Source organism: Burkholderia singularis (assembly GCF_900176645.1).
Lineage (GTDB): Bacteria > Pseudomonadota > Gammaproteobacteria > Burkholderiales > Burkholderiaceae > Burkholderia > Burkholderia singularis.
Genome location: NZ_FXAN01000043.1, coordinates 1 through 12613 on the forward strand (window position 1 = coordinate 1; position 12613 = coordinate 12613).

11 protein-coding genes are annotated in these 12613 nt (G+C 64.1%); 3 read left to right on the top strand and 8 right to left on the bottom strand.

Annotated elements, in window-relative coordinates:
* The 3 genes from BSIN_RS08155 to BSIN_RS08165 form a co-directional block, all read right to left on the bottom strand.
* A partial coding sequence (locus BSIN_RS08155; RefSeq protein WP_143757382.1) for a GIY-YIG nuclease family protein occupies positions 1 to 501 on the bottom strand: 501 nt, incomplete at its 3' end.
* A gap of 114 nt (positions 502 to 615) precedes the next feature.
* Positions 616 to 2010 carry a DHA2 family efflux MFS transporter permease subunit gene (locus BSIN_RS08160; protein ID WP_089340119.1) on the bottom strand — a complete coding sequence of 465 codons (1395 nt, stop codon included), beginning with the start codon at positions 2008 to 2010 and terminating at the stop codon, positions 616 to 618.
* 874 nt (positions 2011 to 2884) lie between these two features.
* A complete protein-coding gene (locus tag BSIN_RS08165; RefSeq protein ID WP_089340120.1) occupies positions 2885 to 4150 on the bottom strand; it encodes a GNAT family N-acetyltransferase in 1266 nt (421 codons plus the stop codon).
* Between the two features lie 156 nt (positions 4151 to 4306).
* On the opposite strand from BSIN_RS08165, the gene BSIN_RS08170 reads away from it, so the two are divergent.
* Together BSIN_RS08170 and BSIN_RS08175 are read left to right on the top strand one after the other, a co-directional pair.
* Entirely contained in the window at positions 4307 to 6007 is a 1701-nt protein-coding gene (locus BSIN_RS08170) for an NAD+ synthase (RefSeq protein ID WP_089340121.1), read from the top strand.
* A gap of 58 nt (positions 6008 to 6065) precedes the next feature.
* A complete protein-coding gene (locus BSIN_RS08175; RefSeq protein ID WP_059520367.1) occupies positions 6066 to 6404 on the top strand; it encodes a P-II family nitrogen regulator in 339 nt (112 codons plus the stop codon).
* A gap of 298 nt (positions 6405 to 6702) precedes the next feature.
* On the opposite strand, the gene BSIN_RS08180 is transcribed toward BSIN_RS08175, so the two are convergent.
* The 5 genes from BSIN_RS08180 to BSIN_RS08200 all read right to left on the bottom strand — a co-directional run bounded on the left by BSIN_RS08180 (position 6703) and on the right by BSIN_RS08200 (position 11541).
* Positions 6703 to 7809: a porin gene (locus BSIN_RS08180; RefSeq protein ID WP_059520582.1), complete on the bottom strand. Its 1107-nt coding sequence runs from the start codon at positions 7807 to 7809 to the stop codon at positions 6703 to 6705.
* A gap of 530 nt (positions 7810 to 8339) precedes the next feature.
* Positions 8340 to 9119 carry an ABC transporter ATP-binding protein gene (locus tag BSIN_RS08185; RefSeq protein WP_059520366.1) on the bottom strand — a complete coding sequence of 260 codons (780 nt, stop codon included), beginning with the start codon at positions 9117 to 9119 and terminating at the stop codon, positions 8340 to 8342.
* Positions 9120 to 9135: 16 nt separating this feature from the next.
* Complete coding sequence (locus BSIN_RS08190; RefSeq protein WP_059520365.1) at positions 9136 to 9849, bottom strand: ABC transporter permease; 714 nt, start codon at positions 9847 to 9849, stop codon at positions 9136 to 9138.
* Positions 9846 to 10535, bottom strand: a complete 690-nt coding sequence (locus BSIN_RS08195; RefSeq protein WP_059520364.1) for an ABC transporter permease — start codon at positions 10533 to 10535, stop codon at positions 9846 to 9848. The genes BSIN_RS08190 and BSIN_RS08195 overlap by 4 nt, the downstream gene beginning before the upstream one ends.
* A 229-nt stretch (positions 10536 to 10764) precedes the next feature.
* Positions 10765 to 11541: an ABC transporter substrate-binding protein gene (locus BSIN_RS08200; RefSeq protein ID WP_089340155.1), complete on the bottom strand. Its 777-nt coding sequence runs from the start codon at positions 11539 to 11541 to the stop codon at positions 10765 to 10767.
* 299 nt (positions 11542 to 11840) lie between these two features.
* On the opposite strand from BSIN_RS08200, the gene BSIN_RS08205 reads away from it, so the two are divergent.
* Complete coding sequence (locus tag BSIN_RS08205) at positions 11841 to 12539, top strand: pirin family protein (RefSeq protein WP_089340122.1); 699 nt, start codon at positions 11841 to 11843, stop codon at positions 12537 to 12539.
* Positions 12540 to 12613: the final 74 nt, after the last annotated feature.

The following is a 12613-nucleotide window of genomic DNA, read 5'->3' on the forward strand; positions in this document are numbered from 1 at the left end:
CGACGGCTTCGACGGCTTCGACGGCTTCGACGGCTTCGACGGCTTTGACGGCTTCGACGGCTTCGACGGCTTCGATAGCTCCGACGCGCCGCGCGCCTGTCTTGAGCGTGTACTCTGGGTCACGGCAGCACCGTCGGCCGCTTTGTCGGCTGTCGCCGCCGTGCCGTTTTCAGCCGCATCCGTTCCGCTTGCGGCATGCCCGACATCGACATCGCGTCCGCCGGCCGCTGTGGCCGGCAGTACCGACATGAGCGGCAGCGCGCCGCTCGCCAGCGCCCGCTTCTGCGTGGCCGTCAGTTGCTTGACTCGATATTCGGCCCGCGACGCGCTTGACCGGTCGGCAAGCTCGAACGATGCGAGCACGGCTCGCGGCTTGCGCGCGCGCGTATAGCGCGCGCCCTTGCCTTGCGCGTGTTGGGCGAAGCGGGCGGCAACATCGGTCGTGATGCCCGTGTAGACACTGCCGTCGGCGCATTCGATCAGGTATAGGTACCAGGACATGAGAGGCGGCGTGATGCGAAGCCGCCAGTGTCGCAGAAAACGCGCGGTGCGAACGCATCGAGCCGCCGGCGAAAGCCGATACGGTTTGCCCGATGATTCGCGCCGCGCGCCCGCTTAGCGCTGCGCGACCGCGTGATTGGGCGGGGTGCGCGACGCGCGCGATTCATGAACGCGCCAGAAAATCGCCGCGGACGCGAGCGTGATCGCGCCCACGCAAATGAAGCTCAGTTTGAAGCCGAGCAGCGTCGAACCGGTTTGCGTGCCGAACAGCGCCGCCAGCCCGCTGCCCACCGATGCGCCAAGCCCCATCGACAGCATCTGCACCATCGAATAGAGGCTGTTGCCGCTCGCGGCGTCGCGATGCGGCAGGCTTTTCAGCGTGACGCTGTTCATCGCCGCGATCTGCACCGAATTGGTCGCGCCGAAGATCGCGATCAGCGCCATTTCGAAGACGAGCGGCGTGTCGGGGCCGATCGTCGCGAACAACGTGATCACCGCGCCGACGATCAGCGTATTGACGAACAGGAAAGTCCGGTAGCCGTGACGGCGAACGAGCGGCGTGATCCACGGCTTCGCGACCACGCCGGCGATCGCAGCCGGCACGAGCAGCAGCCCCGAGCGCAGCGGTGCATAGCCGAACTCGAGCTGCATCATCAGCGGCAGCAGGAACGGCGTCGCGCCGATGCCGATGCGCGAGACCAGATTGCCCGCCAAGCCGACGGCGAAGTTCGGTTCGCGAAAGAGTTCGAGCCGGAAGAGCGGATTCGCGCGTTTGCGCGCATGCGCGACATAGGCGAGCGTCGCGGCCACTGCGGTCGCGGCGATGCCGAGCGTCCATATCGTATAGCCGCCGTCCGACGATGCATCAATCGCGAGCGAGCCGGCGATCATCGCGCTCGACAGCAGCGTGTAGCCGGTGTAGTCGAACGGCGGCGGATTGATCGGTTGGTCTTGCGGCATGTAGCGGTGAACGGCGACGAGGCCGATCGCGCAGATCGGCAGATTGACGAGAAAGATCCAGTACCACGACATCGATTGGGTGATCCAGCCGCCGAGCGTGGGCCCCAGGATCGGCCCGATCTGGCCGAAGATCGACACGAACGCGAGCGCGGCGACATATTCGTCGCCGGGCACGCCGCGCAGCACCGCGAGCCGTCCGATCGGCAGCAGCATCGAGCCGCCGATGCCTTGCAGCACGCGGGCGACGATGAGTTGAGCCGGGGTTTGCGCGGCCGCGCAGCACAGCGAGCCGAGCGCGAACACGACGATCGCGGTGAAGAATACACGACGCGTGCCGAAACGGTCCGCGAGCCAGCCGGACGCGGGGGTGAGGGTGGCCATCGTCAACGTGTAGGCGGTGACGACGCTATGCATCGAGAGCGCGTTTTGGCCCAGCGCGTGAGCGATCGACGGCAACGCCGTGTTGACGATGGTCGTATCGACGGCCTGCATGAAAAAGGCCGTGGCGACAATCCAGAGCAGCGTCGTGCGAGAAGTAGTATTGGACATGGCGCGGACGTTGAAAGTGAGCGTCGCGGGTGGCCGCGCGACGCGAGCCCCGCGAGCCCCGGGCAGGGCTCGCGAAGAACATGGTTATTGGGATAGAGTCGTGCCGCGTGGGATGGGCAAACACCGGCCCTGCCCGGCGAGGGCAACCGGCGGCTTGCTCGAATGTGACGGCGCGAATGGCCGATATTTCTGCTTTATTTCTAAAATTTCCGGCTCGAGCAACCTATCCGGGCAGATGCCGAATGGCGCGGCATTTGGCGAAAGCGGCTGCTTTTTGCCGTTTCCGACGAATGGAGAGATTAGATGCATTTAATACTCCTAATTGATAATCTGAAAAAAGATCGTCAACCAAAAGATCAAAATGTCTCCCCATCCTCTTCGGCCGCGATGAACCATGCCGCGCGGTATACCGAAGGACGGAACTGCAAATGCGCCTCGGAATATGAAGTTTTTATTTCAATTCCCCGAACCGAAATTCGAGAAACCGGAAACAGGGCCGAAACCGAATGCAATTGATCTCAACCGTTTCATTAGACTTTATTAAGCATGCCGAAAGTCTAGGGGATTTACCTACCAAATGGCAACTGAATAATCTTTCGATTTCCAAACGGAAATGAATGGTATCCAAATCGCCGATATAACATTGCGCCGGCGCGAAATGACCGTGCCCCATCCGAAATGGCGTCAGATGATTCGGTGTGTTAAGCAACTCGGATGGCGGCACGCTGCTTCGTGACACGCAAGAGCGCCGCGTGCGCGGGTTCCGTACCCCGGCGGCCCTGGGTCGGCTCACGCGCGAGTGCTTCGTCGCTTCGCAGTCCGATGCTCGGGCGGGTTGCCGCAGCTGATAGCGCCTAACGGTGCGCGCCCGTTGTCAGCGCCCGCCGGACTTGAACGGATCGTGCTCGCGCAATTCGTCGACGTAAGCGTGAATTTGGTTCGCCTCGTGCTCGAGGAAGCGGCCGACCGCATCCGCGAACGCCGGATGCGCGAGCCAGTGCGCGGAGCGCGTGACGGTCGGCAGAAAGCCGCGCGCCAGCTTGTGCTCGCCTTGCGCACCGCCTTCGAATGTCGCGAGCCGCTCGTCGATGCAGAATTCGAGCAATTGATAGTACGCGGTTTCGAAATGCAGGCATCGCACATGCTCGACCGCACCCCAGTAGCGGCCGTACAGCGTACCGCGCGGCGCGCGGCCGGCGGTGGCGTCTCGCTTCGCTTCGCGCCCGTTCGCGAGAGCCGCGCCGGTATCGTTGTCGGCATGTGCGCTCGCATCGGCATCCGCGTCGCGTTGATAAAACGCCAGCGCGCTCGCAATCGGCTTGCCGCCGCGCTCGGCGATCACGAGCAGCAGGTTCTGCGGCATCGTCGAGCCGATTTCCTTGAAGAAGTCGAAATTCAGGTACGGGCTCGAGAAATGCTCGCGGTAGGTCTGCCGATAGCAGCGCGTGAAGAAACGCCAGTCGGCGTCGGTTGCGTCCTCGCCGCGCACGCGGCGGAACGTGACGCCCGCGTCGGCGACCTTGCGGCGCTCCGCACGAATGTTCTTGCGCTTTTTTTGTTCGAGCGTCGCGAGAAAATCTTCGAAATCGCGATAGCCGCCGTTCAGCCAGTGGAACTGCACGCCTTCGCGCTGCATCATGCCCATGTCGGCGAGCGTGCGCGCTTCGTCTTCGGTCGGAAACAGCACATGCAGCGACGACACGTCGCTTTGTTCCGCGAGCGCGATGAGCGTCGCGGCCAGCCGGCGGCGCGCGTGATCGTCGACGGCGAGCAGCCGGCTGCCTTGTACCGGCGTGAACGGCGTGGCGCAGACGAGCTTTGGATAGTACGGCAGCCCGTTGCGCTGGTATGCGTCGGCCCACGCCCAGTCGAATACATATTCGCCGTATGAATGGGCTTTCAGATAGACGGGCGCGGCCGCGGCGAGTGCGCCGCTTGCGTCGGTCAGCGTGACGAAGCGCGGCGCCCAGCCGGTATCGTCGAGCGCGCAGCGGGCGCGGTGCAGCGCGCTCAGGAACGCGTGCTTCAGGAAGGGCGTCGGCTGCGCGGCGCGCGCGACGAGCGCGTCCCACTCGGCGGCGTTCGCGTCGAGCGGTGATGACAGGAGGCCCATGCGATAATCGCAACGTTCGTGTTTCAACGATCTGAATCCTTTTCGTCGGTACTCGTTCGTGCCCGTTCGCACCTTGTTCGTACCCGTTCGTATCGTCCGGCATGCGCGCCGTAGCGCGCCGCCAGCCGGTACGTTTGCTCAAAGCCGTTCGTGCAGCGGCCAACCGGCCGCGTTGATTCCGTGATGAAGACCCGTATTGCTCTTGCCCAACTCAACGTCACTGTCGGCGATTTTGCCGGCAACGTCGCCAAGATCGTCGCCGCCGCGCGCGCCGCGCACGCCGCCGGCGCGCAGCTTCTGATCGCGCCGGAGCTTGCGCTGTCGGGCTATCCGCCCGAGGATCTGCTGCTGCGCCCAGCGTTCTACGCGGCGTCGGCCGACGCGCTCGCCGATCTCGCCGCGCAACTGAAGCCGCTCGCGGGGCTCGCGGTGCTGGTCGGCCATCCGTTGCGCACGGCCGGCGCGGGCGCGCCAAGCGCCGATGGTAATGCAAACCGCCCGATCGAGCGCGGCATCGACCCGGTCGACACCTACAACGCGGCCTCGCTGATCGTCGGCGGCGAAGTGGTCGGCACGTACCGGAAGCAGGATTTGCCGAACACCGAGGTGTTCGACGAAAAGCGTTATTTCGCGACTGATGCGGCGCCGTACGTATTCGAGCTGAACGGCGTGAAGTTCGGTGTCGTGATTTGCGAGGATGTGTGGCACGCGTCGGCCGCGCAGCTTGCGAAGGCAGCGGGCGCGCAGGTGCTGATCGTGCCGAACGGCTCGCCGTATCACATGAACAAGGAGGCGGTGCGCGTGGACATTCTGCGCGCGCGGATTCGCGAAACGGGCCTGCCGATGATCTACGTGAACCTGGTGGGCGGGCAGGACGAACTGGTGTTCGATGGCGGCTCGTTCGTGCTCGACGGGGCCGGCGAGCTGGTTGCGAAGATGCCGCAATTCGACGAAGGCAATGCGATCGTCGAATTCGACGGCGCGCGGCCGGTGCCTGCGCGCATCGCGCCGGAACTGCCGGTCGAGGCGCAGGTGTATCGCGCGCTCGTGCTCGGCGTGCGCGACTACATCGGCAAGAACGGCTTTCCGGGGGCGATCATCGGGCTGTCGGGCGGCGTCGATTCGGCGCTCGTGCTGGCGATCGCGGTCGACGCGCTCGGGCCCGAGCGCGTGCGCGCGGTGATGATGCCGTCGCGTTACACGGCCGACATGTCGACGACCGATGCGGCCGACATGGCGCGGCGCGTCGGCGTGCGCTACGACGAGATCGCGATCGCGCCGATGTTCGATGCGTTTCGCGCATCGCTTGCGGCCGAGTTCGCGGGGCTGGCGGAGGATGCGGCCGAGGAGAATATCCAGGCGCGAATTCGCGGCACGCTGTTGATGGCGCTGTCGAACAAGTTCGGCTCGATCGTGCTGACGACCGGCAACAAGAGCGAGATGGCAGTCGGCTACTGCACGCTGTACGGCGACATGGCCGGCGGTTTCGCAGTCATCAAGGACATCGCGAAGACGCTCGTATACCGCCTCTGCCGCTACCGGAACGCGAGCGCCGATTATGGCGTGCGCGACGTCATCCCCGAGCGGATTCTGACCCGCGCGCCATCCGCCGAACTGCGCGAGAACCAGACCGACCAGGACAGCCTGCCGCCATACGACGTGCTCGACGCGATCATGCGGATGTACATGGAGGAGGACCGGCCGCTCTCGGAGATCGTCGCGGCCGGCTATGCGCAGGATGACGTCAAGCGCGTCACGCGGCTCATCAAGATCAACGAGTACAAGCGGCGCCAGGCGCCCGTCGGAATTCGCGTCACGCATCGCGCGTTCGGGCGCGACTGGCGTTATCCGATCACGTCGCGTTTCGCCGAGCGTATCGACTGACGCGGCGCGCGGCTAGAATCGACCGGCGACTTCCACTCATTCGAAGCAGGGGGACACCATGAAACGCATTACTGCCATCATCAAACCGTTCAAGCTGGACGAGGTGCGCGAGGCGCTCGCCGAAGTCGGCTTGACGGGGCTTACCGTAACCGAGGTGAAAGGGTTCGGCCGGCAGAAGGGGCATACCGAGCTTTATCGCGGCGCCGAATATGTCGTCGACTTTCTGCCGAAGATCAAGATCGAGGTGGTGGTCGCGAGCGATATCGTCGATCGCGTGATCGACGCGGTGATCGGCGCCGCGCGCACGGGCAAGATCGGCGACGGCAAGATCTTCGTGTCGGACGTCGAGCGCGTGATACGAATCCGCACCGGCGAGGAGAACGAGGCGGCGGTCTGATTGACGGCCGTCGCGGCCCCGGATGAAGCACGCGCCGTGCGGCGCGCGCTTCATTCTGCGTCGCGTCCGCCCGCGCGGGGCGCTCACGTGTGGTTGCGTTGACCTCTCGCAGCCCCGCGCAGGCGGGTTTGTCTGTACCGCATCGTGTTCGCCGCAAGCAACGTGCGAGCGCGGAACAAGCAGAGCCGTTCCGCAGCCGGCAAAAAAACGGCGCGGTGCCCGTGTGGGCATCGCGCCGGTACGCGCCTCTCGCAGCAGCGTAAAAGACTATCGATTCAAGTTGTCGGACATTCCGGCATCAGAACAGATGCTGGATGCCGGCATAGAAGCCCGTCTGGCTGTGGCCGGGCAGCGGATTGTCGTTGTAGCCGCCGCCTTGGATCGGGCCGCCAGGGCCTGCGTTGTTGGCCTCGAGGCCGAAGTTCGCGTTCTTGCTGTTGCGTACCGTCGCGACCTGGAAGTCGAGCAGCGTGCGCTTGGACAGGTTGTACGTGCCGCCGAGCGTGTAGATGTTCGCGTTGCCGCCGCCGTGGTTCGCGTTCACGTGATAGACGGCGGCGATCAGCGCGGCGGCCGGCGTTGCCTGCCACGTCACGCCGCCCCAGACTTGCTGGGTGCCGGTGATGCCCTGATTCGCCGGCGGCGCGCCGTCGGCGTGCGAAGCCTGGTAGGCCGCTTGCAGCTTGAATTGGCCGAGGAACACGTTCACGCCCGCAAAGTATTCGCGCGAGTAGTTGAACACGTCGTCGAGCTTGCCGTTTGCCGGATTACGCGCTTCGTCGTAGATGCCGCGGACCTGGAACAGCGAATTCGTGTAGGTGAGCTGCAGGCCCGCGCTGCGGCCCTGGCCTGTGGTGCCGTTGCCGTTCCAGTTCGTCGCGTTCGACAGCGAATACTGGCCGTAGACGTCGAAGCCGTAGAACTTCGGCGATTGATACGAGATGTTGTTGCTCGTCTTGTTCCAGTTGCGGCCGCGCACGAGCGAGGCGGTCGACCAGGCGGATTGACCGAACGGGTCGAAGTCCCACACGCCGTTCGCGATCGCGAGTTCGCGACCCAACAGCAGCGTGCCGTATGCGTCGTTCGACAGGCCGACGGTCGCCCAGCGGTTCCAGATACTGCCGCCGCCTGGGCCGCTGCCGTCCATCGTGTTGAAACTGCCTTCCAACTGGAACACGACCTTATTGCCGCCGCCGATGTCTTCCGTACCCTTCAAGCCCCAGAGGCTCGTGCCCCAATCGCCGCTTTCCGCGCGCCAGCGGTTGGTCTTTTGGCCGTTCGCGCCCACGAGACCGTTGATGTACTCGATACCGGCATCGAGACGGCCATACAGCGTCACGCTGCTTTGAGCGTGAGCCGCCACTCCGGCAGTCGCCAGCACCGCCGCGAGCATTGCTTTTTTCATCATCCCCTCCATACCCTTTGTCAAAAAAGTTAACCCGGAACTACGCGACATGCCCGGCGTTGCAGGCCGGGCAAAATGGGGTAACCAGGGAGACCACATCCGGTCGAGAGTGCGGCACGCACGTGAGCGAGCGGGTGAAAACGCTGTTTTGCGAACCCGTGCGGCCGAAGCACGCGACCTGTCGGGGTCTCCTGTTGCCATGAAGTAAAACTACATTTCATGGCTTTCGTTTTGCTACTTTGGTTACTAATTTAGCAAAAATAAAATTTTGTGGCGATGGAAATCGTTGTTTGACTAGCGCATGTCGCCAAATTGCCATAGCCGTGTGCCGCAGCGCACTCAGCGGCACTGGGACAGGCACCCGAAACCCTTGTCGTGCAAGACATTTGAGGATTCGGGCGGGAGGGGTCAAGGATTGCCACTATTGACGCTGGGCAGGCGTGGGGGTAAAGCGCGCCGATGCGGATCGGGCGGCGAATGCGTAACGAAAACGAAGGGTTGGGCGGGCGCCGGACAGCGCCCGCGGCGCATTACTTGAGGCTGCCGGACAGGAACTGCTTGAGGCGCTCGCTCTTGGTCGCGCCGAATACGTCGGCGGGCGCGCCTTGCTCCTCGACGCGCCCCTGGTGCAGGAACATCACGTGATTCGACACGTTGCGCGCGAAGCCCATCTCGTGCGTGACCACGATCATCGTGCGCCCTTCCTCCGCGAGCTTCTGCATCACCTTCAGCACTTCGCCCACCAGCTCCGGGTCCAGCGCCGAGGTCGGCTCGTCGAACAGCATCACGTCCGGATGCATCGCCAGCGCGCGCGCGATCGCCACGCGCTGCTGCTGGCCGCCCGACAGATGCGACGGATACTGCTTCTCCACCCGCGGCGCGAGCCCGACCTTCTCCAGATATTCGCGCGCGCGCTCCTGCGCCTCTTTCTTCGGAATCCCCAGCACATGCACCGGCGCTTCCATCACGTTCTCCAGCACGTTCATGTGCGCCCACAGATTGAAGTGCTGGAACACCATCGCGAGCTTCGTGCGCACGCGCTGCAACTGCTTCGGATCGGCGGCCTTGAGCACGCCCGTCTTGTCCTTCGCGGTACGCACTTCCTCGCCATCGACGAAGATGCGGCCCGCGTTCGGCTGCTCGAGGAAATTGATACAGCGCAGCATCGTGCTCTTGCCCGAGCCGGACGAGCCGATCACGCTGATCACGTCGCCCGCTTGCGCGCGCAGCGATACGCCCTTCAGGACTTCATTGTTGCCGTAGCATTTGTGGAGATCGTCGACGAAAAGCTTATGCATCTGGGAGTTCATCCGAGGCGGTCCGGGTTCATTTGCCTTGCGGGCGCAGATAGGCGAGCCAGCGACGCTCGGCGCGGCGGAACAGCCACACGAGCGCAAACGAGATCGCGAGGTAGAGCAGGGCGGCGATGCCGAATGCGTGGAACGACATATAGGTTGCCGAATTGACGTCGCGCGCGATCTTCAGGATATCGGGCACGGTCGCCGTGAATGCGACGGTCGTCGCGTGCAGCATCAGGATCACTTCGTTGCTGTACAGCGGCAGTGCGCGGCGCAACGCCGACGGCAGCACGATGCGCCGGTACAGTGTGAACGTCGACATCCCATAGGCGCGCGCGGCCTCGATCTCGCCATACGAGGTCGCCTTGATCGCGCCGGCGAAGATCTCGGTGGTGTACGCGCAGGTGTTCAGCGTGAATGCGAGCAGCGTGCAATGCATGCCGTCGCGGAAGAACGCATCGAGCATCGGCGTGCCGCGCACGATCTGCAAGCTATAGAGGCCGGTGTAGCAGAGCAGGAGCTGCACGTACAGCGGCGTGCCGCGAAACACGTAGGTATAGAGCCACACAGAGAACGCGAGCCATTTGCGCTTGGACACCCGCGCGACCGCAAGCGGAATCGACAGGCAGAACCCGAATCCGATCGACACGACGAGCAGCCACAGCGTGATCGTGAGGCCGGTGAATCGATACCCGTCGGTATACAGATAGTTGCGCCAGTATTCTTGGATCAGCTCGATCATAGGTCAGCCTTGCGTACACCCGTCGAATAGCGCTTCTCGAGCCACATCAGCACGAAGTTCGAGAGCGTCGTGATCGCGAGATAGATTGCGCCCGCGAGCAGCGTGAAGAAAAAGAACCGCAGCGTGCCCTTGCCCGCATCCTGCGATGCCTTCACGACGTCGGCGAGGCCGATGATCGACACGAGTGCGGTGGATTTGACGAGCACCTGCCAGTTGTTGCCGATGCCGGGCAGCGCGAAGCGCATCATCTGCGGGAACATGATGCGCGAGAACACCTGCCAGTTCGTCATTCCATACGCGCTGCCCGCTTCGAGCTGGCCGCGCGGCACCGACAGGAACGCGCCGCGGAACGTCTCGGTGAAGTACGCGCCGTAGATGAAGCCGAGCACGAGCACGCCCGCCGCGAACGGATCGATGTCGATCTGATCCCAGTTCATCACGTCGGTCAGCTGGTTGAGCCAGATCTGGATGCTGTAGAAGAGCAGCAGCATCAGCACGAGATCGGGCACGCCGCGGATCAGTGTCGTGTAGAGCGTCGCGGCGCCGTTCGACAGCCGGTTCTTCGACAGTTTCGCCGCCGCGCCGAGGAGGCCGAGCAGAAACGACAGCGCGAGCGACAGCACCGCGAGCTTGACGGTTTGCCAGGTGCCGGAAAGTATCAGCGGGCCGTAGCCTTGAAGAAACATATGAAATCCTTGACGACGCGCCGGGCGCAACGCAGGCGCGCATCGCGCGTTGCGCGGGGCGCGCCGTGCATATCGAACGTATCCCGCGCCGTTCTCGCTTTCGCGTAAATGCGCCGCCCCAGTGGGCGGCGTGCGGTGTCCCGCGACCGGCGGTTGCTGCTGCGCGGGCCGCGCGCCGGTCGCGCCGTGCGGCTCACGCCGGCCTTGCGGCCGCTATCGGCCGTTGCCGTTACTTCGCCGAATAGATGCTGTACGGGAAGTATTTGCGCGACAGCTTGTCGTAGGTGCCGTCCTGATGGATCGACGCGAGCGCGCGGTTGATCATTGCTTTCAGCTCGGCGTCTTCCTTGCGCAGGCCGATCGCCGTGCCGTCGCCGAGCGTCTTCGGGTCCTGCACGGCCGGTCCCGCCCATGCGAAGCCTTTGCCGCGCGGCGTGCGCAGGAAGCCGTAGTCGGCTTGAAACTCGTCTTGCAGCGTCGCGTCGAGGCGGCCGGAGCCGAGATCCGCGTACACCTGATCCTGATTCTGGTACGACACGATCGTCACGCCCTTGGGCTCCCAATGCGCCTTCACGAAAGTCTCCTGCGTCGAACCCTGCTCGACGCCGACCCGCTTGCCCTTTAGCGACTCGACGCTCGGCACGAGCGGCGAGCCGGCCTTCGCGATCATTCGCGCGGGTGCGTCGTACAGCTTGTCGGAGAAATCGATCTGCTCGCGGCGCTTGTCGGTGACGGTCAGCGACGACACGATCACGTCGAACTTCTTCGCCTTGAGCGCGGGGATGACGCCGTCGAGATCCTGCGATATCCAAACGCACTTGACCTTGATCCGCTTGCAGATTTCCTTGGTCAGATCCACGTCGAAACCGACGATCTCGCCGTTCGGCGCGGTCGATTCGAACGGCGGATAGCTGGCATCGACGCCGATCCGCACGGTCTTCCATTCTTTCGCGAAGGCGCCGCCCGCCGCGAAGGCGAGAGCCGCGCACAGGGCGAGCTTCTTCATGTCGTTCCTCTTGCTGACTTTCGGGTGCGTGCCGCGGTTATCGGGCCACGTGCGCCGGGCGTATTCTAGGCGGTCAAAATTCGCGTTCGTCGGCTCGACGCGGCCCGCTGCGGCGGTGGTGTTCGGCGTGAGCGGCCAAAAGCGCGGTATTTTACCCGAACGTCGGCCGCGATTCGCGGAAATGGTCAGTGCGCCGATTGGCGTGATAGATGCAACAAATCGGTGCATCCAGGTCGATTGATGCGAGGGGGTGGCGCCCTTACATTGGAGTCGTATCAATTTTGTTTGGGAGAGACGCCATGTTTCAGATCCTTCGCGCGAACGACCGCGGCCATGCGAACCACGGCTGGCTCGATACTTGGCACAGCTTTTCGTTCGCCGAGTATTACGATGCCGAGCACGTTCATTTCGGCCCGCTGCGCGTGCTCAACGACGACCGCATCGCGCCGACGCGCGGCTTCGGCATGCATCCGCACCGGGACATGGAGATCATTACGTATGTGCTCGACGGGGAGCTTGCGCACCGCGACAGCATGGGCAACGGCTCGATTATCCGGGCGGGCGACGTGCAGCGCATGAGCGCGGGCACCGGGATCGTTCATAGCGAGTACAACGCATCGCGGGATACGACGCTGCATCTGTTGCAGATCTGGTTGATTCCGACCGAGCGCGGCGGCAAGCCCGGCTACGAGGAAGTGCGCTTCACCGATGAGGACAAGCGCGGGCGGCTGCGGCTCGTCGCATCGCCGGACGGGCGCGACGGCTCGGTGTCGATGCGCGCGGATGCGTCGATCTATGCGGGTCTCGTCGACGGCGACGAGCGCATCGAGTTCGCGTTACCGCCCGGGCGGCGCGCATATGTCCATGTCGCGCGCGGCCGCGTGACGGTAAACGGCCAAGCGCTCGATGCCGGGGATGGCGCGCGGCTGGCCGACGTCGAGACGGTCACGTTCGAGCACGGCAGCGCGGCGGAGGTGTTGTTGTTCGATCTGGCGTGATATCGGGCCGGGCGCTGCCACCGGCCGGCGCGGGCCGGGTCTGCCGCGCGAGCCGTTGCTTCGGGCAGGCGCTG